Origin of the sequence: Paenibacillus sp. PK1-4R, assembly GCF_030369595.1 — a bacterium.
Lineage (GTDB): Bacteria > Bacillota > Bacilli > Paenibacillales > Paenibacillaceae > Paenibacillus.
On sequence record NZ_CP126535.1, the window covers coordinates 2,558,996 to 2,580,655 of the forward strand.

The 21,660-nt window shown below is 46.4% G+C and carries 18 protein-coding genes; all 18 read left to right on the forward strand.

Annotated features, from left to right (window positions below; all coding sequences use genetic code 11):
• Positions 1 to 45 precede the first annotated feature (45 nt).
• The 18 genes from QNO02_RS11230 to ymfI all read left to right on the forward strand — a co-directional run bounded on the left by QNO02_RS11230 (position 46) and on the right by ymfI (position 21,596).
• Entirely contained in the window at positions 46 to 984 is a 939-nt protein-coding gene (locus tag QNO02_RS11230) for a bifunctional riboflavin kinase/FAD synthetase (RefSeq protein ID WP_502921864.1), read from the forward strand.
• Between the two features lie 159 nt (positions 985 to 1,143).
• Positions 1,144 to 1,413 (forward strand): 30S ribosomal protein S15, encoded by a 270-nt coding sequence (rpsO, locus tag QNO02_RS11235; protein WP_056700672.1) that lies wholly within the window; start codon positions 1,144 to 1,146, stop codon positions 1,411 to 1,413.
• Positions 1,414 to 1,670: 257 nt separating this feature from the next.
• Positions 1,671 to 3,773, forward strand: coding sequence for a polyribonucleotide nucleotidyltransferase (gene pnp, locus QNO02_RS11240; RefSeq protein ID WP_249911080.1), 2,103 nt, complete (start codon positions 1,671 to 1,673; stop codon positions 3,771 to 3,773).
• Between the two features lie 175 nt (positions 3,774 to 3,948).
• Positions 3,949 to 4,944 (forward strand): polysaccharide deacetylase family protein, encoded by a 996-nt coding sequence (locus QNO02_RS11245; protein WP_047842504.1) that lies wholly within the window; start codon positions 3,949 to 3,951, stop codon positions 4,942 to 4,944.
• 99 nt (positions 4,945 to 5,043) lie between these two features.
• The gene (locus QNO02_RS11250; RefSeq protein WP_062833834.1) at positions 5,044 to 6,327 is read left to right on the forward strand and encodes a M16 family metallopeptidase; all 1,284 of its coding nucleotides are present in this window, start codon (positions 5,044 to 5,046) and stop codon (positions 6,325 to 6,327) included.
• Complete coding sequence (gene dut, locus QNO02_RS11255) at positions 6,287 to 6,733, forward strand: dUTP diphosphatase (RefSeq protein WP_017689132.1); 447 nt, start codon at positions 6,287 to 6,289, stop codon at positions 6,731 to 6,733. The genes QNO02_RS11250 and dut overlap by 41 nt, the downstream gene beginning before the upstream one ends.
• A gap of 157 nt (positions 6,734 to 6,890) precedes the next feature.
• Positions 6,891 to 7,790, forward strand: coding sequence for a dipicolinate synthase subunit DpsA (dpsA, locus tag QNO02_RS11260; RefSeq protein ID WP_076208873.1), 900 nt, complete (start codon positions 6,891 to 6,893; stop codon positions 7,788 to 7,790).
• Positions 7,787 to 8,383: a dipicolinate synthase subunit B gene (locus tag QNO02_RS11265; RefSeq protein WP_062833836.1), complete on the forward strand. Its 597-nt coding sequence runs from the start codon at positions 7,787 to 7,789 to the stop codon at positions 8,381 to 8,383. Before dpsA ends, QNO02_RS11265 begins: the two co-directional genes overlap by 4 nt.
• A 373-nt stretch (positions 8,384 to 8,756) precedes the next feature.
• The gene (gene dapG / locus QNO02_RS11270) at positions 8,757 to 9,974 is read left to right on the forward strand and encodes an aspartate kinase (protein ID WP_017689129.1); all 1,218 of its coding nucleotides are present in this window, start codon (positions 8,757 to 8,759) and stop codon (positions 9,972 to 9,974) included.
• Positions 9,975 to 10,021: 47 nt separating this feature from the next.
• Positions 10,022 to 10,900, forward strand: coding sequence for a 4-hydroxy-tetrahydrodipicolinate synthase (gene dapA, locus QNO02_RS11275; protein WP_091031836.1), 879 nt, complete (start codon positions 10,022 to 10,024; stop codon positions 10,898 to 10,900).
• A gap of 476 nt (positions 10,901 to 11,376) precedes the next feature.
• The gene (locus tag QNO02_RS11280; RefSeq protein WP_076208870.1) at positions 11,377 to 13,056 is read left to right on the forward strand and encodes a ribonuclease J; all 1,680 of its coding nucleotides are present in this window, start codon (positions 11,377 to 11,379) and stop codon (positions 13,054 to 13,056) included.
• A gap of 221 nt (positions 13,057 to 13,277) precedes the next feature.
• Complete coding sequence (locus QNO02_RS11285; protein ID WP_223869123.1) at positions 13,278 to 14,051, forward strand: ClpP family protease; 774 nt, start codon at positions 13,278 to 13,280, stop codon at positions 14,049 to 14,051.
• Positions 14,048 to 14,278: a YlzJ-like family protein gene (locus tag QNO02_RS11290; RefSeq protein ID WP_036670404.1), complete on the forward strand. Its 231-nt coding sequence runs from the start codon at positions 14,048 to 14,050 to the stop codon at positions 14,276 to 14,278. Before QNO02_RS11285 ends, QNO02_RS11290 begins: the two co-directional genes overlap by 4 nt.
• Positions 14,279 to 14,368: 90 nt before the next feature.
• Positions 14,369 to 17,107 carry an FtsK/SpoIIIE family DNA translocase gene (locus tag QNO02_RS11295; RefSeq protein WP_289392042.1) on the forward strand — a complete coding sequence of 913 codons (2,739 nt, stop codon included), beginning with the start codon at positions 14,369 to 14,371 and terminating at the stop codon, positions 17,105 to 17,107.
• Between the two features lie 198 nt (positions 17,108 to 17,305).
• Positions 17,306 to 18,133, forward strand: a complete 828-nt coding sequence (gene sleB / locus QNO02_RS11300) for a spore cortex-lytic enzyme (protein ID WP_091031830.1) — start codon at positions 17,306 to 17,308, stop codon at positions 18,131 to 18,133.
• A gap of 126 nt (positions 18,134 to 18,259) precedes the next feature.
• Positions 18,260 to 19,540, forward strand: coding sequence for an EF-P 5-aminopentanol modification-associated protein YfmF (yfmF, locus tag QNO02_RS11305; protein ID WP_289392043.1), 1,281 nt, complete (start codon positions 18,260 to 18,262; stop codon positions 19,538 to 19,540).
• Positions 19,541 to 19,543: 3 nt separating this feature from the next.
• Positions 19,544 to 20,824 (forward strand): EF-P 5-aminopentanol modification-associated protein YfmH, encoded by a 1,281-nt coding sequence (gene yfmH, locus QNO02_RS11310; RefSeq protein WP_289392044.1) that lies wholly within the window; start codon positions 19,544 to 19,546, stop codon positions 20,822 to 20,824.
• Between the two features lies 1 nt (position 20,825).
• A complete protein-coding gene (gene ymfI / locus QNO02_RS11315) occupies positions 20,826 to 21,596 on the forward strand; it encodes an elongation factor P 5-aminopentanone reductase (RefSeq protein ID WP_026081137.1) in 771 nt (256 codons plus the stop codon).
• Positions 21,597 to 21,660 lie beyond the last annotated feature (64 nt).

The following is a 21,660-nucleotide window of genomic DNA, read 5'->3' on the forward strand; positions in this document are numbered from 1 at the left end:
TGATGCTCAAGCTTGGCCTATCTAGTGAAATGCAGGTGAATGATTGTGAAAACCGTAATGCTAACCTATCCGCAGACGTTACATTCGACTGAGCTGAGCACACTGCCCCAAGTGCTTGCGATTGGTCAATTCGACGGACTGCATCTCGGACATGCAAGTGTCATTTTATCAGCTGTCCGCATTGCGCGGGAAACGGGCATGCAGGCAGCGGTCATGACCTTTCATCCACATCCGAAGGAAGTTATGCGCAAAGGGGATTACGAGGGTTATTTAACTCCCTTGAGAGATAAAGAAGACATCTTGGCAGGAATGGGCGTTGATGTACTGTATGTGGTGGAGTTCAATGAAGATTTCTCACGGTTGAGGCCGCAACAATTTGTACACGACTTGTTGATTCCTCTTCAGACACGAACAGCGGTGGTGGGTTTTGACTTCCGTTTTGGTCACAAGGGTGCAGGGGATGAACAACTTCTTCGTACTTTGGGAGAAGGAGAGATGACGGTGGAAACCGTTCCTCCTTTCTTGTTAAATGGTGAAAAAGTGAGCAGTTCTCTCATTCGTGGCTTGTTGAAGCGTGGGGAGATGGATGAGGCCAGTCACTGGCTTGGCCGACCTTACAGCATCAGAGGAACCGTCATTCACGGGGAGAAGCGTGGACGAACGATTGGATTTCCTACAGCCAACCTTGAACTCACGGATCATTACGTTACCCCGTCGAAGGGTGTTTACGCTGTTCGTGTGCAGTATGGCGAACAGGAACTGCATGGCGTAATGAATCTCGGTGTGAAACCTACGTTTCACGAAAGCGGGATGAAACCTACGTTTGAAGTGCACCTGCTTGATTTTGATGGACACCTATATGACCAGGAACTAAAGGTTGAGCTCGTTCACTATATTCGTGCAGAACGAAAGTTTGACTCCATTGATGCCTTGATCAGCCAGATTCGTGAAGATGCATTAACTGCCGGCCGCCTGTTATCTTAAAGGTTCAGGATTAAATGTATGTTTACATTTACTTTAACTAGGCAATTATGATATACTGTACTACGTTGTCGATTGAGACAACATTAACCTTGGCTTGGTTGCTTGCTCTCACCGGCGGTGACGAGGCTAATGGCGATTATATTGAAGGAGGTGAACAGGATGGCATTGACTCAAGAACGTAAACAACAACTGATCGACGAGCACAAAACTCACGAGTCCGATACAGGATCTCCAGAGGTGCAAGTTGCTATCCTTACGGAAAACATCAGAAGTTTGACAGACCACTTGCGTACGCATAAGAAAGACCACCACTCACGTCGTGGACTTTTGAAAATGGTAGGTCAACGTCGTAAGCTTTTGGCTTACGTGAAAAACAAAGATGTTAAACGTTACAGCGCACTGATCGAAAAACTCGGATTGCGTCGTTAATTATCGTACATGTTTTCAAAACCAACCTGGCTGTTATCCGTCATTCTTTTGTCTAAAAGGACAAGCGGAACCTACAGCCGGGTTGTTTTGTAGATGAACATGTTGCCATATATTTGTAGATGGGGCTCCGTGAGGAGCTTTTGTTGTGCAGATTAGCATGTTGCAAGATCTTACATAGCTAATGAATGCAGGACAAGCAGGAAATACTGTGAATATGCAGAATCCATTGAGTTAGGACGAATAAAAGGAGGAATTTCATGGAACAGCGTGTTGAAATGCAGCTTGGCGGAAGAAAGCTTACGTTTGAAACCGGGCGTTTGGCCAAGCAGGCTAATGCTGCCGTTAAGGTAACATACGGGGATACCGTGGTATTGTGTACCGTGACAGCATCAAGTGAGCCGAAAGATTTGGACTTTTTCCCATTAACGGTGAACTATGAAGAAAGATTGTACGCCGTAGGTAAAATCCCGGGTGGATTTATTAAACGGGAAGGCAGACCGAGTGAGAAAGCCATTCTTTCAAGCCGTCTGACAGACCGTCCAATTCGTCCATTGTTCCCGGAAGGCTTCCGGAATGATGTACAAGTTCTGAATATCGTTATGAGTGTGGACCAGGATTGCGAACCGCAAATCGCTGCAATGATTGGTACATCAGCAGCATTGAGCATTTCGGATGTTCCATTCAGCGGACCGATTGGTGGCGTGAAAGTTGGACGTATTGATGGCGAGTTCATCATTAACCCAACGATTGCACAGCTTGAAATCAGTGAACTTGAGCTGGTGGTTGCAGGAACCAAGGATGCCATCATGATGGTTGAGGCTGAAGCAAACGAATTACCGGAAGAAGTAATGCTTGAAGCAATCATGTTTGGACATGACGAGATCAAAAATATTGTTGCGGTAATCGAACAACTCGTGCAAGTTGCTGGTAAAGAAAAAATGGCTGTTAAGTTACATGCCGTTAATGCGGAAGTCAACAGCAGTGTGCGTGATTTCGCAAGTGCTCGTCTGGTTGAAGCCGTTAAAATTGCCGAGAAGCATGCTCGTCAAGATGCAATCGATCTAGTGAATGACGAAACTGTTGCTCACTTCGAAGAGAAATATATTGAAAGTCCTGAATTGCTTAAAGACGTGAAGGAAGTCCTGCACGATATCGTTAAAGAAGAAGTGCGCCGTCTGATCACGCATGATAAAGTTCGTCCGGACGGACGTGGACTTGCTGAGATTCGTCCAATTGAATGTGATACTTCCCTGCTGCCACGTACGCACGGTTCAGGTTTGTTCACACGTGGACAAACACAAGCACTTAGCATCTGTACCCTTGGTGCACTGGGCGACGTTCAGATTTTGGACGGAATCAGTCTTGAAGAAACGAAACGTTTCATGCATCACTATAATTTCCCACCATTCAGCGTAGGTGAAGCTCGTCCATTACGTGCTCCAGGCCGTCGCGAAATCGGACATGGTGCTCTGGGTGAGCGTGCGCTTTCCAAAGTCATCCCTTCCGAAACAGACTTCCCATACACGATTCGTCTCGTATCTGAAGTTCTGGAATCCAACGGTTCAACTTCCCAGGCAAGTATCTGTGCCAGCACACTGGCTATGATGGATGCAGGTGTACCAATCAAAGCTCCAGTTGCGGGTGTAGCTATGGGTCTGATCAAAGATGGAGATCATGTATCCATTCTGAGTGATATTCAAGGTATGGAAGATCACCTCGGTGATATGGACTTCAAAGTAGCCGGAACACCTGAAGGTGTAACTGCGATTCAAATGGACATCAAAATTGATGGTATTGATCGTCAAATTTTGTCTGAAGCATTGGCTCAAGCCAAAGAAGGTCGTTTGCATATCTTGAGCAAAATGACTGAAGTGATGAATACGCCACGTGAGCAGTTATCACAATATGCACCTAAAATTACAACGATGCATATCAATCCGGACAAAATCCGTGATGTGATCGGTGCAGGTGGTAAAATTATCAATAAAATCATCGAAGAAACCGGTGTTAAAATTGATATTGAACAGGATGGACGTGTCTTTATCGCTTCTTCCAACCAGGAGATGAATGATAAAGCCAAAGCGATCATCGAAGGTATTGTGCGCGAAGTATTGGTCGGCGAGATTTATGTCGGCAAAGTAAAACGCGTAGAGAAATTCGGTGCATTCGTTGAAGTACTTCCGAACAAAGAAGGTCTGGTGCACATCTCGCAACTGTCAACTGAACGTGTTGCCAAAGTGGAAGATGTTGTAGCTATCGGTGATTCCATTACGGTAAAAGTAACGGAAATTGACCCACAAGGTCGAATCAACTTGTCCCGTAAAGCAGTTTTGACTGCTGAAGCTCCGGCTCAATCCTAGGATACCGAAGCGACAGGTTATAAATGGATAGATTGAATGAAGAGACAGAATGTGAATTTCTGGCTCTTTTTTTAACGTTTAAATATGTAAAGCAAGGATGAAACCATGGCTTAGCATTCATATTTTTGCCCTTGTCCTCATATGATGGGGACAAAGACGGCGGGAGGATGGAGCTGTGGGAAACCAATCCAAAAAGCTGGCGGCTGTTCTGGCGGGTGTGACTGCGGTCATATTGATCGGACAAGTTGGCAGTGTACGTACATACATTACGGAGATCCGTGATGGGCCAGGTACGCAAAATGCTTTTGACATGTTTAAGGAGGCAACTGGAGAAGATGCGCTGTTGTCTGCGATTCGGGATAAAGCGGCTGAAACGAAAATTGCTCCGGTGAATGCCAGAGTGGATCGGGTATGGAAAGCGATTCCTGGTTATAATGGCATGGAGATTGATGTGGAAGCGACATACCGTAAGGCGCTGAGTGGAACGTTGAATACCAAAATAGCGTATGTCTACCGTCAGATTGAGCCGGAGATTCAGCTTAAAGATTTGGGTGCACATCCGATCTATCGGGGCAATGCAAACAAACCGATGGTTTCTTTTATGATTAATGTGGCCTGGGGGAACGAATACATTAAACCGATGCTGGATACGCTTGATGCCGAGAAAGTGAAGGCTACTTTTTTTCTGGATGGAAGTTGGTTAAGCAAAAACGTTGAACTGGCCAAAGAAATCCAGAAGCGTGGGCATGAGATGTCCAATCATGCATATTCTCACCCTAATATGAGCCGATTGAGCGCAGAACGGGCCAAGCTGGAAATTAGCAAAACCCAGGATCTGCTCCATAAAACACTGGGCGTAGAGAATCGTTGGTTTGCTCCGCCTTCCGGTGACTTTAATCAAAAGACCGTTGACATTGCTTCATCCATGGGACTGCAAACCGTGTTATGGACAGTAGATACTGTGGATTGGCGTAAACCAAGCCCGGATGCTGTTGTTGCCAAAATTGCTAAAAATACCGAGGCAGGCACTTTAATTCTAATGCACCCTACAGCTGCTTCTTCGGGAGCTTTAAAGGGTATGATTCAATCCATACGGGCCAAAGGTTTGGTGCTCGGAACAGTAAGTGAGACGCTGTCCTCGGAACGTGTAAATACCTCTGCGGTTGAGTGAACGTTGTTTTTTTGTTAATATCAAACAGTTGGAACCAAATGTCGATTTCAATTTCAAGGTTGAGATCAAGGCAATTATAGAGATGTAGGAGGGCCAACCATGAAAAAAATTCAGCTGGGCAATGGCCTCAGAGTTGTCATGGAACAGATACCGACCTGCCGTTCTGTGTCTTTCGGAATATGGGTCAAGACAGGTTCGCGCAATGAGCAACCTGCAAGTAACGGAGTATCACATTTTATTGAACACATGCTGTTCAAAGGAACAGATCGTTATGATGCCAAGGCGATTGCGGAGCAGTTCGATGCGATTGGCGGTAACGTGAACGCGTTCACTTCCAAAGAATACACGTGTTATTATGCTAAAGTGTTGGATGAACATTTGCCGATTGCGGTTGATGTATTGTCTGATATGTTTTTCCGCTCCAAAATGGATGATGGTGAATTGATCAAGGAGAAAAACGTCATTCTGGAAGAAATCTCGATGTATGAAGATACGCCTGATGATATGGTTCATGATCTGATGGCCTTGGCCGCCTATGGTGAGCATCCACTCGCATACCCAATCCTGGGTACGGAAGAACGTCTCAAAGCGATGGATTCCAGTCATCTGCGTGCATATATGAAGGAGCACTACACGATTGAGAACACGGTCATTAGTATCGCGGGTAATATTGATGACAGTGTAATTGATCTGATGGAGAAACATTTTGGTGCTTTTGATGTAAATGGAGTAACGGAAGCAGTCACGATGCCAGCCTTCCAAAGCGGACAGCTCTTTCACAAAAAGAAAACGGAACAGAATCATATCTGTATTTCGTTCCCGGGCTGTAAAATCGGAGATCCGCTGCAATTCGCTATGGTTGTTCTGAATAACGCCATTGGTGGAGGCATGAGCTCCAGACTGTTCCAGGAAATTCGTGAGAAACGGGGTCTTGCGTACTCCGTGTATTCCTATCATAGCTCTCATGCGGACAGCGGACTTTTCACGATATATGCGGGTACAGCACCAAAACAGACCAAAGAAGTGCTCGATCTGACCAAAGAGGTTCTGCGCGATCTGGCTGTAAACGGCTTGTCCGAAGATGAACTTCGTAAAGGAAAAGAACAGCTCAAAGGCAGCTTGATTCTGAGCTTGGAAAGCACAGGCAGTCGCATGAATCGTCTGGGTAAAAACGAACTCATGCTGGGCAGACACCATACGCTGGATGAGATGATCACCAAAATTGAGCAAGTTACCATGGACGATATTAACGCGGTACTTGATCTGATGTTTGCTGAACCTTTTGCACTTGCTATGGTTGGCGCTTCAGATAAAACGATCGCTGGATTGAGAAGGGATGATTTTGTTGCATTACGTTCAAATACAGAAACTGCCGGGCAATGAAGATATTAAACTGCCTCAAAAAATGTCGGAGCTGGCATCCGGCTTTGATGTAGTAGCTGCACTTCAAGAAGATGTTGTTCTGCAGCCGGGTCAGCGTACGCTGATTCCTACCGGACTTGCGATGGCAATGCCAGCTGGATTGGAAGCACAGATTCGTCCTCGGAGCGGACTGGCTTTCAAACATGGTATTACCTGCCTCAACACACCGGGGACCATTGATGCGGATTATCGCGGAGAAGTTAAAGTGCTGTTGATTAATCTGGGTCAGGAACCGTTCACGATTGTACGGGGAGAGCGCATCGCACAGATCGTCTTCCAGACCGTGCCTGCGGTTGAATTGACGGAAGTGAATGAACTTTCGGAAACGGTACGTGGCGAAGGCGGATTCGGTCATACCGGGAAATAAGCAACGTAAATATACCCATTCTTTAGAGTCGTCCCTGACAGGGGCGGCTCTTTTTTACATTCGAGAAACGGAAGGTGGAATGCAATTATTGTTTTCACCCCCCTGTGGGCCCCTGCATACGATAAGGCATACATGTGGTGAAAGGAGTGACGTCCCGATGCTGACCGGAGTCCGGATTGTAGTCCTGGGCGGAGATGCGCGGCAGCTTGAAGTCATTCAAAAGTGCGCTGAGCTGGATGCAACGGTAAGTGTGGTGGGTTTCGATAAAATAGAGCGTTCCATTCCAGGGATCGAGCACCAGGAACTGGAGGATGAAGTGTTTGCTTCCGCAGATGTACTGGTACTGCCTGTTGTCGGTTGCGATGACCAGGGAAAAGTAAGTACTTCATTCAGTGACACACCGATCTATTTGAAAAAGGAACATATTGCAGCATTACCAGAGCATTGTATTGTGTTCACAGGTATGGCAAAGCCGTTCTTGCGCGAACTTTGTCTTGAAAATGGGCTGCGACTTGTTGAAGTACTTGATCGTGATGATATTGCACTTTATAACTCTATTCCAACAGCTGAGGGAGCCATCGCCATAGCTATTCGGGAGACGGACTTCACAATCCATGGTTCGGAATGCATTGTGCTTGGCATTGGTCGAACAGGATTCACAATGGCCAAAACATTGCAGGGACTTGGAGCAAATGTACGGGTGGGAATCAGGCGGGAAGAGGATGCTGCCCGCGCTACAATAATGGGCTGGAAGCCTTTCATGACAACGGATTTGGCCGCTCAAACCGGGGAAGTTGACTTGCTTTTTAATACGATACCGACTATGATAATCACAGCACAAATCCTGTCCAGAATGCCGCAAAAGGCTGTCATTATCGACCTCGCATCCGCTCCTGGCGGCTGTGATTTCAGGTATGCCGACAAACGCGGTATCAAAGCGCTACTTGCGCCTGGCCTCCCCGGCATTGTTGCTCCCAAAACGGCTGGCGGCATTATTGCCGACGCGTTGATCCGTTTGCTTTTGGAAGAACAGAACGCACGGGAGGTTAAATCATGAACTGGCAGGGAAAAACGGTAGGTTATGCAATTACGGGTTCTCATTGTACGTTTGAAGAGGTTATGCCGGTAATTAGCCGCTTCGTAGCTGAAGGTGCCAACGTCATTCCGATTATTTCGAATTCGGTTCTGACGACGGATACACGCTTTGGTACGGCGCAAAATTGGCAAAAACAGTTGAAAGATATAACAGGTAATGATATCATTTCTACAATTGTTGAAGCGGAGCCATTAGGGCCTTCCAAGCTGCTTGATGTGCTGGTGATTGCTCCATGCACAGGGAATACAACAAGCAAGCTGGCTAATGCGATGACCGACAGTCCAGTGCTTATGGCAGCCAAAGCGCAGATGCGCAATCAGCGTCCGCTTGTGCTCGCGATTTCCACGAATGACGGTCTGGGATTGAATGCTGCGAATATCGCCAAATTGCTCGTGGCTAAATACTTGTATTTTGTGCCATTTGGGCAAGACGATCCAGTGAAAAAACCAAACTCGTTAGTCGCCAAAATGGAATTGATTCCAGAGGCTTGCTGGAGTGCTCTTGAGGGCAAACAGTTGCAGCCGATGATTGTGGAGCGTTCTTCACAGGCTTGATGGAACAATGATTCGGTGACAACGTTTATGCGCTTGGAGAAATGAAGGGGTTCGAGAGACAAAGAAAATCATGGGGGACGATATGCTGGATTGAACAGCTACTATGTCCACGTTCCTGTATATAAGGCATTCCTGCTTGCGGGCAGTACAGGTTAAGCAAGCGGGAGAGGTCTATTGTGAATGTATGCGTCATGACCTCGATAACAACCGCGACCTTAAATTTGCGATTGTCCTAGACAATTACAAAAAAAGGAGCGGGATGGAATGCCGTATAAAATGCTGAAATTATCGCATCAGAACGCTCCCTAGAGTGATCCATTTGTTGATTTGACCCGTGTCCAGTCTTCTTGCGTACACAAATGGAGGAATAAAGATGCGTATCATGGTACAGAAATTCGGAGGCACGTCTCTCTCCACTGTTCAGGCGAGAGAGCATGTGCTCCGTCACGTTAAACGTGAACTTGAAGCAGGATTGAGTCTGGTCATCGTTGTGTCTGCGATGGGGCGCCGCGGCGAGCCATATGCGACTGATACGTTGCTAGACTGGGCTGCACAGAACGGAAACGCACTATCCGCACGCGAAAAGGATTTACTGCTGTGCTGTGGTGAAATCATATCTGCGACAACGTTGAGCAGTTTACTCGAACATGAAGGCATTCCAACTACAGTGCTGACCGGTGCACAAGCAGGTTTTGTGACGGACGACAATTTCGGGAATGCCCGGATATTGGATGTCCGTCCTGTTCGTGTGTTGGAGCAGCTTCAGCTTGGCCGTGTCGTTGTTGTAACCGGATTCCAGGGGCAGACAGAGAACGGAGACTTCACGACACTGGGTCGTGGGGGAAGCGATACGTCTGCTACAGCTCTCGGTGCAGCATTACGTGCTGAAATGGTGGATATCTACACAGATGTGAACGGGATACTAACCGCTGATCCGCGAATTGTTGAGGATGCACGTCCACTGACTGTTGTGAGTTATGCAGAGATCTGTAACATGGCCCACCACGGGGCCAAGGTTATCCATCCACGTGCGGTTGAGATTGCGATGCAATCCCAGATTCCAGTACGGGTAAGATCTACTTTTGCAGACACGGAAGGAACGCTGGTTACGCATCCGGAAGGATTCCAGGATGTGCAGACAGGCATTGTTGACCGTTATGTAACAGGCATCGCCTACGTGAGCAATGTAACGCAAATTACGGTGGATGTGCCTGGTGGTGCAGATCGATTGCAACTAAAAGTGTTCAAAACCATGGCTGAGAATTCAATTAGCGTTGATTTTATTAATGTTACCCCCTCGGGAGTTGTCTATACGGTTTTTGACAGTGATTCCGAGAAAGCAATACAGGTATTGCAGGAGATAGGTCTCAAGCCACAAAGCCTTTCCGGTTGTGCCAAAGTGTCCGTCATTGGCGGAGGCATTAATGGTGTACCTGGAATCATGGCTCGAATCGTGGAGTCCTTGACACTGGCAGACATTCAGATCCTGCAATCGGCAGATTCGAACACAACGATCTGGGTACTCGTAAAAAAAGAAGATATGGTTCAGGCCCTGAGGGCACTTCACGCCTCATTCGAACTTCATTTGTAAATAACTGAAGTTAGAGGAGCCAAACCTGTTTTGAAGGAGGAATCGAATTGGACTTTGGAAGATTGATTACAGCAATGGTCACTCCGTTCAATGAACAAGGAGAGATTCATTGGGAGGAAACGGCACGTCTAATCGACTATCTGATTGTAGATCAAAAGTCGGAGACGCTTGTGGTTTCTGGAACAACAGGGGAGTCTCCAACACTTAGTGATACTGAGAAAGTTCAATTATTCGAATTTGCAGTGAAACATGCGGCCGGTCGGTGCAAAATTATAGCCGGAACGGGAAGCAATAACACGGCACATTCCATCCATTTGACACAGGAAGCTGAACGTGCCGGAGTGGATGGCATATTGCTGGTTGTTCCGTATTACAACAAACCAAGTCAAGAAGGTTTGTTCAAACATTTTGAAGCAATTGCAAACTCAACCAAACTACCTGTTATGCTCTACAATGTGCCTGGGCGTACAGTAACCAGCCTGTCAGCAGCCACAACGCTTCGTCTTGCACAGATTCCTAACATCGTCGCTACGAAGGAATGTGCGTCTATGGAGCAGGTTACACTGATTGCAGCAAGTGCTCCAGAAAATTTCAGAGTTTATTCCGGTGATGATGCTTCAGGCTTACCAGCGATTGCGGTTGGAGCACATGGAATTGTCAGCGTGGCCAGTCATGTCGTAGGGGCAGAAATGAAAAAAATGATTGACGCCTTCTATGGCGGAGCACCTCTTCAGGCTGCTCAGATTCATCAGCAGTTGTTCCCAGTGTTCAAAGGCCTGTTTGAGTGTCCACAGCCTCTACCGAACCCGGTAGCGGTAAAATATGCGCTGACATTGCGTGGTCTAGACGTTGGCTCCGTACGGTTGCCCCTTATTCCGCCAACGGAAGAGGAGAAGGTTTATATCAAAGGTTTGCTTAATTTGTAATCATTTTGGTTGTATATGGACTATTTTATTAATCATGGGAATATCCTTCAGATTAGCAAAAGAACCGCTCCTCTTCGTAGAGGCTGCGGTTCTTTTTTTTACGAGTAATGTGAGGTTTCTTTTCCACTGCTAAGGGGAAACCTACAGGTTAACGAGAGAGTGACTTGTTTTTTTTGTTTTTAATCATGTATAATGATGTCAAGTGACTGGGTGCGGTATTTTTTTGAAATTGAAAGCGACATCGTTTCGTGGTGTAGCTTTGCGGTGAAAAAGGAAGGAACGGCTAAGAGGGAATTTCAAATCCAACTTGTTGGTCAAAGGGAATAACTTCGAAGAACTTCTTCCAAATATCGTGAATAAAGGTGTTCTTTTGCATTCATCCCGATAGGTGGGTATGTGATGTATGGACTACTTTTCTTAACTTACAATAAATAATAAGGTACGACGTCCAACTACCATAGGAGGTTTAGATTCATTTGTCTAAGAAAAATAATAACGATAAACTGATGATTTTTGCTTTGGGCGGCGTAGGCGAGATTGGTAAAAATATGTACGTCATCCAATACGCCAACGACATTGTAGTCGTAGATGCTGGTCTTAAATTCCCGGAAGAAGATATGCTTGGTATTGATATTGTCATCCCTGACATTTCTTACCTGACTGAGAACCGTGACAAAGTAAGAGGAATCATCCTTACTCACGGACATGAAGATCACATTGGTGGTCTGCCATATGTTCTCAAACATCTGAATGTTCCTGTATACGGAACAAGACTTACGCTTGGACTTGTAGAAAACAAGTTGAAAGAAGCGAATTTGCTGGGTGAAACAAAACGTATTCTGATTGATGCTGATTCCGAGATCCAACTTGGATCTGTTCTGAAAGCATCGTTCTTCGCTACTAACCATAGTATTCCGGATTCAGTTGGTGTATGTGTCGAAACACCGGAAGGTGCAGTTGTTCACACAGGTGACTTCAAATTCGACCATACTCCAGTCAATGGTCAATATGCAGATCTTCAGCGTATGGCACAGATCGGAACAAATGGCGTGTTAGCGCTGTTGTCCGACAGTACAAACGCTGAGAAACCTGGATTCACACCATCGGAGAAAAATGTGGGTATCGTTCTGGAAGATATCTTCCGTAAAGCTAGTCAACGTGTTGTTGTAGCGACATTTGCTTCCAACGTACACCGTATCCAACAGGTGATCAATGCAGCAGAAGTGACTGGACGTAAAGTTGCAGTTATCGGACGCAGCATGGTGAACGTGGTTGGTATTGCTTCCGAACTGGGTTATCTTGAGATTCCGGATGGCATGATCATTGAACCTGAAGAAGTAGGCAAGATGGCAGCTGATCGTGTCGTGATTCTCTGCACAGGAAGTCAAGGAGAGCCAATGTCAGCATTGACACGTATGGCTCGTTCCACACACCGTAAAGTGGACATCCTGCCAGGTGATACCGTCATTATCGCAGCAACACCGGTTCCAGGTAATGAAAAATATGTAGGCCGTACGATTGATGAATTGTTCCGTCTGGGTGCTAACGTGCATTACAGCGGTGCTAACAGTGGCGTCCACGTATCTGGTCACGGTAGCCAGGAAGAGCTGAAACTGATGCTCAACCTGATGAAACCGAAATTCTTCTTGCCAATTCACGGTGAATTCCGTATGCAGCGTCGCCACGCGGTTCTTGCTGAATCTGTAGGGGTAGAACCTGAGAACATTTTCATCACGGATATCGGTGAAGTGATCGAAATTCAAGGTGGAGCAGCACGTAGAGCAGGTAAAGTTACTGCAGGTAATGTGTTGATCGACGGCTTGGGTGTAGGTGATGTGGGTAACATTGTACTTCGTGACCGCAAATTGTTGTCACAAGATGGTATCCTTGTTGTTGTGGTAACACTGAGCAAACAGGATGGAAAAATTGTTTCCGGTCCTGACATCATCTCTCGTGGATTTGTGTATGTACGTGAATCGGAAGGACTACTGGATGAGGCCAACCGGATCGTTAGCAGCACATTGCAGAAGTTGATGAGTGAGAACGTTAACGAGTGGGCTTCACTCAAAACAAATGTTAAAGATGCACTGGGACGCTTCCTGTATGAGCAAACTCGTCGTAGACCGATGATTTTGCCAATCATTATGGAAGTTTAAAATAGGCTAAACAAAAACATATATTCAGGCACACAGTCGCCCCTTCTCTACGAGTAATATTGGACGGTTCCTCGTAGAGAAGGGGCTTTTTTTGCGTTTTCAGGAAGATCTGCAATAGGATCAATATGTGAAGCAATTTGCTGTACCGGGTATAAGGCGGTTGGAAAAATCCCCATACTAAGGAAATACATTAAATGTTTATGGAGAAGGGGATTATTGAAATGAATGAACGTATGAATGGCAAGCAGGCATCAAGATCCAATCAACCGGAAGTTGAAGCGCCGGAGATTCCGATTCAGGAGGACAAGGCCATCTCTCCCGTGACAGAGACTATTCAGCAATTTGGGCAGACACAGTCGCCTGCAGGTGAATCGAATATTTTTTGTATGACCATTATTGGACAGGTCGAAGGGCATTTGATTTTGCCACCACAAAATAAAACAACAAAGTATGAGCATATCATTCCACAGCTGGTGGCTGCGGAACAGAATCAGCGTATTGAAGGTATTCTGATCATTTTGAACACGGTAGGTGGAGATGTAGAAGCGGGTCTGGCCATTGCAGAGATGATTGCTTCTCTGAGCAAACCTACGGTTACTGTGGTCATTGGAGGCGGGCATAGCATTGGAGTACCGATTGCTGTAGCTTCAACGTATTCCCTGATTGCCGGAAGTGCAACGATGACGATCCATCCGATTCGGATGAACGGCCTTGTCATTGGTGTACCTCAAACGTTTGAGTATATGGAGAAAATGCAGGAAAGGGTTGTTCGATTTGTGACTTCGCATTCGAATATCTCTGAAGAGATGTTCAAAGAGCTGATGTTTAAGACCGGTGAGTTGAATCGGGACATCGGCACAGCTGTAGGAAGCGCAGATGCAGTGAAATATGGATTGATGGATGCAGTAGGCGGAATTGGACAAGCCATTGCTCAGTTAAATCAGCTCATAGGAGACAAGAGACAGACCCTGCAGGCGGGAGGTTATACCCAATGACATTATATACAGTGATGCCCCCGGAACAACTCTGGTCGGGTATGTGGAAAGAGGGCGAAGATACAAAGGAGATCAAGATGAATGGTTTATTGATGCAGGTGAGACCTGTTAATGACAATGAAGCCGTCATTGTACGTTTGCTGGATTGTCCACTTGAAGCCTATCTCAATCCTGCTAATATGCCCGGTTCGACCATTCCGCTTTCGGGTAACTTGGGATCAGCATAACGCGACGAATTCAGACAAATTGAGCAGAAAAAGAACATATGTACGGATTATATTTGTATGGTATAATATTCTTCTGGGGGTGACCTGATTTTGGCCAGAAGAAAAAAGAGGAAAAAAAAGGGCGCTGGTTTTAGCGGCGTTTTAAAATATGAAATTTACGGGATTGTGCTTATTACCCTTGCTGTCATAGCATTATCGGGTGAAGCCACCGTTGGACGTTCGCTTTCCAAGATGTTCGGACTGATGCTTGGTAAGTTTTATTTTGCGATTCCACTTGTTGGTATTTATTATGGTCTTATGGTGATGATTCACCGGAAATGGCCGAGTGGCTGGACTACACGCAAAACAGGACTGGTATTGCTGGTCTTTGCTTTAACCCTGATGAGTACTGTCTCTGCAATGCACCAGAAGCTCATTCCGGTTGGTGCGCTTGAGCCTGGTGCTGTAATTACACAGGTACATAATGATATGCAAACCGAGTTACTAACTCCTGCTGCGCCAGGTGAGAGGGACTCCATGCTTAATAAGGACATCAGCGGTGGTTATCTCGGAGCTGGGCAATTTGCTCTTTTCCTGTGGCTGTTCGGCAGCCTTGGGGCGAGACTCATCATGATTGTCATGTTTATCATCAGTTTTATGCTGATCACAAGTCTATCTTATGTGGATCTGATTCGAATATTCCGTACAAAGATTTGGGATGCCGGGAGTTCGATGTACAAGAAGCTGGAGTCGAGGCCCTCTGCACGTTCTGCTTCAGCATCTGATGGAAGGAAGAAAGGTAACGCTCGTAAAGTGGTGCCTGTTCCTGTTGAAGATGACGAAGACGAGTATGAGGATGAATTAGAGGAACAGCATCTGCCAAAACGAAAATCGCCAATATTCTTCCAGCTTTTTGGGAAATGGGGAGCTAATCGGGAACGGGCGACATCAGGACGTGAAATGGATGAGGTCGATTCGGCAGAAACAGAACAGATTGTGTACCGCGCCGAACAAGATCACAATGTAGAGGCGTGGCAGGATGCGACCGAAGACGTAGTGAACAAATCAGCTTCATCACGTGTTCCTGTTCAGGCTAAACCTAACTCAGCGCCGATCATTCGAGACTTTTTCGAGCACGTCAGAGCAGAAGAGGCAAGCATTGAAGATGATCTGGACGATGCTTATCCTTTCCCGGATGATCTGGCCGATCCAAACGTAGTACAACAGGGTGAGCATGCCATTAAAATAACGGATGAACTGGTAGAGACAGAGTGGTCTGCATCCGATGCGGGTACGAACGGGTTGAATACTGTGGATGAGATTCAGAGTGGAGAAGAAGTACCTAATGATGCAATACAGGGAACAGATACTCCTACTCCTGAAGGGCAGGAAACACAACCGGTGAAACCACCACCGCCACCTCCTAAGCCGTACAAGCTGCCGTCATTCCGTCTCCTTGCCAAGCCAAACAATGGGGGCAAGGCGGGTGACCAGAAGGATTATATGCAGACAGCACGCAAGCTGGAAGCTACACTGGAGAGTTTCGGTGTTCGCGCCAAGGTGCTTGAAGTGGTCCGGGGCCCTGCCGTTACAAGGTATGAAATTCAGCCTGATATTGGTGTTAAGGTCAGCAGGATTGTCAGCCTAACTGATGATATCGCGTTGGCTCTGGCGGCAAAGGATATTCGGATGGAAGCACCGATTCCCGGAAAGTCTGCTATTGGTATCGAAGTACCTAATGGCGAGGTATCGGTTGTAACGATGCGTGAAGTAATGGAGACAGCAACGTTCCAGGATGCAGAATCCAAAGTGACCATTGCATTTGGCCGAGATATCTCGGGTCAGACGATTATTGGTAACTTGGCTCGTATGCCCCATTTGCTGGTCGCGGGTGCTACAGGTTCCGGTAAGTCGGTGTGTATCAACGGAATTATTACCAGCATATTGTACAAAGCCAAGCCGGATGAAGTGAAGTTCCTGATGGTCGATCCCAAGATGGTTGAGTTGAACGTATATAACGGAATTCCACATCTGATGGCACCAGTAGTAACTGATCCTAAACGAGCGTCACTTGCTCTCAAAAAGATTGTGGTTGAGATGGAGAAACGATATGAACTGTTCTCCAAATCAGGCACGCGTAACGTCGAGGGTTACAATAACCTGATGAAAGATAATCCTGCGGCTGTTCTGCCTTATATCGTTGTCATTGTGGATGAGCTTGCAGATCTGATGATGGTTGCAGCCGGAGATGTGGAGGATGCCATTGCACGACTTGCTCAGATGGCTCGTGCAGCCGGAATCCATCTAATTATTGCCACACAACGTCCATCTGTTGACGTTATTACCGGGGTAATCAAGGCTAACATTCCATCGCGGATTGCCTTCGGCGTATCCTCCCAAGTCGATTCCCGAACGATTCTGGATATGGGTGGGGCTGAGAAGCTGTTGGGTCGTGGAGACATGTTGTTCATGCCAATGGGCGCATCAAAACCGGTTCGTGTACAAGGTGCGTTTATGAGCGATGAAGAAGTCGAGAATATTGTAAACTACGTACGTGGTCAAGGTGAAGCGCAGTATGATGAATCCATTGTACCTGAAGTGGATGATTCCATTCAGGCAGCAGATGAAGTACAAGATGAGTTATATGAGCAAGCTGTACAGATTATTTTGGAGGCAAAACAAGCTTCAGTCTCCCTGTTGCAACGTCGTATGCGGGTTGGTTACACACGTGCAGCGCGTTTAATTGACTCCATGGAAGCCCGGGGTGTAATCGGTCCTTACGAGGGCAGCAAACCAAGGGAAGTACTGGTTTCACTTGAACAGTATCAGCAGAATAAAATAAGCTCGTAGTGTAACATGTAACATGCTTACAACGAATCGTTTAAGTCCTCAACCATATTGGTTGAGGGCTTTTTGCTTGCTCAGGAGACTGAAGTTTTGCCATCTACTCCAAAGATCGGATGATTTGGTGCATAGGAAATAAGCAGGCTTGTCATAATAAGCTTAGCGATTCTGTTAATCCCACAAGAGAAAGGTAGAGCACAGTCGATGCGAAAAATGAACCTATGGCTTTTCACTGCTATTTTGCTGATATCCGCATTGGGGATTCGTTATTTGCTTCCTGCGAATACAGCAACTGAAAGTTCAGCCGAGCGTACACCGCAGGTAGAAGAAAAGGCCTTGCCTACGTTTAGCAGCAATACAGTGAAATATGGAAGTTACGGTCAGGATGTATATGAGCTTCAGGGGCGTCTGAAGTACCTGGGATTTTACAATGGTAAAATCGACAGTAATTTTGGCAGCAGTACGCTGAAATCCGTCAAATGGTTTCAATCCGAGTTTGGCATGAAGGCAGATGGTGTGGTTGGAGCTGAGACCAAGCTCAAGCTGTACAATGCGTCAACCAAATGGTCGCCAACAGAGCCGCCGCTACACAAGGAATCCTCAGGTGGGGGTGGAGGCGGCAACAATACGGCAGATAAAGAGCAAGATAATATGGGATCTGCCAATGCCCTTGGTCTCTCAGAGAATGAACTCAAGATTATGGCTAACGCTGTGTATGGTGAAGCCCGGGGTGAACCGTTTGAAGGTCAAGTCGCAGTAGCAGCAGTAATTTTGAATCGCGTAAATTCACCTAGCTTTCCAAGTACGCCTTCTGGTGTAATTTTTCAACCAGGTGCATTTACGGCTGTAGCGGACGGACAGATCTATCTGGAACCGAACGCACAAGCCAAAAAGGCAGTTGAGCAGGCGCTGAATGGTTGGGATCCGTCCGGTGGATGTCTCTATTATTTTAACCCGAAGACAGCAACATCCAAATGGATCTGGACCCGCCCACAAGTGAAAACAATCGGACAGCATATCTTTTGTATGTGATGATGTTGGAAGCAACCAGAAGGCGTGACTTCGGTTGCTTCTTGCCTTTTGAATGGGTTAAAATGGTTGTTACGTTTAGCTTAATACGATTGCATGACAAATGACGCCGTAAAGGGGTTTTGACATTTGAATACATCAGGATTCGAACGAGGTAACAAGAGAGAGTTTCGTATACATGTGCTTCCGACTAAACGTTTCAAAACGTTTGCTATATCGTTATATGCAGGAGTTCCCTTACGGGAAGATACAGTAACCAAAGTAGCGCTGACACCTTTTGTTCTGCGACGCGGCACGGAGTCCTATCCGGAAACAACGCAATTTCGTGAGCAACTGGAGCATCTCTATGGAGCAGGTTTTGGTTTTGACGTTTATAAACGAGGGGATTACCAGATCGTACAGTTCCGAATGGATACCATTAATGATTCTTTTGTTGGAGGCGATGAACAGCTACTGGATCGTTCATTTGCCTTCCTAGGAGAGGTTCTTACACGACCTGCACAGGAGAATGGACATTTCAGGACGTCTTATGTACAAGCAGAGCGAGAGACTGTTCGTAAAAAGCTGGAGTCCATCGTGAATGATAAAATGCGCTATGCCGCTGAACGCAGTATTGAGGAAATGTGCAAGAACGAGCCGTACCGTCTTCACCCACTGGGTGAGCGAAAGGATCTGCCCGGAATTGAGCCTGACACACTGACTGCGTCTTATCAGGAGTGGCTGCAACAGGCGAGTATGGATCTGTATGTGGTGGGTGATACGACATTGGAGGAGGTTGAGAACCTCGTTCAACGTCATTTCAATGTAGATCGAACGTCCTCTTCTGATTACCAGACACAGGCAGCGGTTCGAGGAGATAAGGAAGTGGAGACCGTTGTTGAGCGACTGAATGTGAGTCAGGGAAAACTCAATATGGGACTCCGTACATCTATCACTTATGGAGATCCTCAGTATGCTGCAGCACTAATGTACAACGGGATTCTCGGTGGTTATCCTCATTCCAAACTGTTTGTCAATGTTCGTGAAAAAGAAAGCCTGGCGTATTACGCATCTTCGCGATATGACGGACATAAGGGCATTGCAACGATTCAATCCGGGATTGAAATCCCGAATTATGAGAAGGCCGTCACGATCATCAAGCAGCAGCTGGAAGAAATGAAAAGCGGTACAATCAGTGACCTTGAAATGTCCCAGACCAAAGCGATGATCCGTAACCTGCTTAAGGAAATGCAGGATTCTGCTTTTGAGATGATCGCTTATGACTTCAATCGACAGTTGTCTGGCAAAGAAAGAACGGCTGAAGAACTGTTGGCTCAAGTAGAACATATTAGCAAGGAAGATGTGCGTGAGGCGGCAGAACAATTCCGTCTGGATACGATTTATTTCTTGCGGGATGAGAAGGAGGAATAATCGGTGGAGAGCATTCGGTATGAGCATTTGCAGGAGACACTATATTACGAAGTAATGGATAACGGACTGCATGTCTATATTTTGCCTAAACCGGGATTCCAGAAAACGTATGCTACGTTTGCAACCAAGTATGGATCGGTGGATAATCATTTTCAGGTTGAAGGGCAGGAAGAAGTGAAGGTCCCGGATGGGATTGCTCATTTCCTGGAGCATAAAATGTTTGAAGAACCAACAGGTGATATTTTTGCAACATTTGCGTCTCATGGTGCTTCAGCTAATGCGTTTACGAGCTTTGATCAGACGGTTTATTTGTTTTCAGCGACCGAATATGTGAATGAAAATATACAAACATTAGTCAACTTTGTGCAAAATCCTTACTTCACGGATCAAAATGTGGAAAAGGAAAAAGGCATCATCGGACAGGAAATTGACATGTATGCTGATAATCCGGATTGGCGTGTTTATTTTGGATTGATCGAAGCCATGTATCAGAAACATCCGGTGCATATCGATATTGCAGGAACGGTGGAATCCATCCGTACGATTACCAAAGAGATGTTGTATGAGTGTTATAACACCTTCTATCACCCGAGTAATATGCTCTTGTTTGTGGTGGGTGGTGTAGATCCACAGGAAGTCATTGATATGGTTCGATCGAACCAGGAGCAGAAGGATTATAAGCCACAGGGGAGCATTCAACGTTTCTTCGAACCGGAGCCTGAGCAGGTAGGAGAAGCCAGACGGGAAGCAAAACTGGCTGTTTCACTGCCCAAATGTCTGTTTGGATTCAAGGAGACAGACATTGGACTTACCGGAGAACAGTTGTTACGGCGAGATATGACAACACAGCTGATGATGGATCTTTTGTTTGGCTCAAGCACACGATTATTTCAGAAGCTCTACGATGAAGATCTGATCTCGGACAGCTTTGGCCATGAGTATAACAGTTCGCCGCAATATGCGTTTTCAGCCATTGGTGGTGATACAAAAGACCCGGATCAACTGCTCGCGCGTATACGTGAAGAAGTGGATGCCATTGTAGAAAATGGGTTCGAATCCACGGATTTTGAACGTGCACGCAAAAAGAAAATAGGCGGATATTTGCGTATGCTCAATTCTCCGGAGAACATTGCGCATGAATTTACACGTCAGCAATTCCGTGGCGGTGATTTTTTCAATATGCTCCCGCTCTATGAATCGATTACACTGGAAGATGTAAATCTCAGACTGAGAGAGCATATTCGCTGGGATCAACTGGCTGTATCGCTAGTCGTGAGTCCTTGATATGGAGAGGGGAACAGGACAATTGAAGGCAATCGGGGAAATGACTGTACTGGTAACTGGCGCAAGCGGTGGCATTGGAGCGGCTATCGCAGAACGCTTCGCCAGAGTGGGAATGAATGTTGTTATACACTATATGAAATCGCATGAGGCAGCCAATGAAGCCGCCAGACGGTGTATGGAACAGGGCAGTGGAAAAATCATGACCGTGTCTGCGGATCTTCGCAGCCGGGAACAGATTGAGCGCATGCGTGAGAAGCTCGAGTCGCATAATCTCATGCCAGATATTCTTGTGAATAATGCAGGAATCTCGCACTACGGGATGTTGTCTGATGTTACAGAGGAGATCTGGGATGAAGTGATGGCGATTAACCTCAAAGGCACGTTTATGTGCACACAGGAAATGATGCCTCACATGATCTCCCAAAGGTATGGCCGAATCATTAACGTATCGTCGATCTGGGGACTGTCTGGTGCTTCTTGTGAGGTGCTGTATTCCACAACCAAGGGTGGGGTGAATGCATTCACCAAAGCGCTGGCGAAAGAACTCGCACCTTCCGGAGTAACCGTAAATGCCGTTGCTCCTGGCGCCGTTCAGACATCCATGCTGAACCATCTGGATCAGAGTGAACTGAAGATGCTGGAAGAGGAAATTCCGGCAGGAAGACTTGCTCAACCTGATGAAATCTCATCACTGGTTTATTTTCTGGCACTCCCTGAATCTGGTTATATCAATGGGCAGATTATCAGTCCGAATGGCGGTTGGTTAACGTAAAAAAGCAAGAAAATTTGACTGGTTGTAGACGAAACAGGTGAAGATTGCCTGGAAGCAACCGTCT

Coding starts and splice junctions, on each gene's coding strand:
- QNO02_RS11290 (WP_036670404.1), top strand. CDS start 14,048: ATGACATTATATACAGTGATGCCCCCGGAACAACTCTGGTCGGGTATG.
- dapG (WP_017689129.1), top strand. CDS start 8,757: ATGCGTATCATGGTACAGAAATTCGGAGGCACGTCTCTCTCCACTGTT.
- rpsO (WP_056700672.1), top strand. CDS start 1,144: ATGGCATTGACTCAAGAACGTAAACAACAACTGATCGACGAGCACAAA.
- QNO02_RS11265 (WP_062833836.1), top strand. CDS start 7,787: ATGAACTGGCAGGGAAAAACGGTAGGTTATGCAATTACGGGTTCTCAT.
- dpsA (WP_076208873.1), top strand. CDS start 6,891: ATGCTGACCGGAGTCCGGATTGTAGTCCTGGGCGGAGATGCGCGGCAG.
- sleB (WP_091031830.1), top strand. CDS start 17,306: ATGCGAAAAATGAACCTATGGCTTTTCACTGCTATTTTGCTGATATCC.
- QNO02_RS11250 (WP_062833834.1), top strand. CDS start 5,044: ATGAAAAAAATTCAGCTGGGCAATGGCCTCAGAGTTGTCATGGAACAG.
- ymfI (WP_026081137.1), top strand. CDS start 20,826: ATGGAGAGGGGAACAGGACAATTGAAGGCAATCGGGGAAATGACTGTA.
- pnp (WP_249911080.1), top strand. CDS start 1,671: ATGGAACAGCGTGTTGAAATGCAGCTTGGCGGAAGAAAGCTTACGTTT.
- QNO02_RS11285 (WP_223869123.1), top strand. CDS start 13,278: ATGAATGAACGTATGAATGGCAAGCAGGCATCAAGATCCAATCAACCG.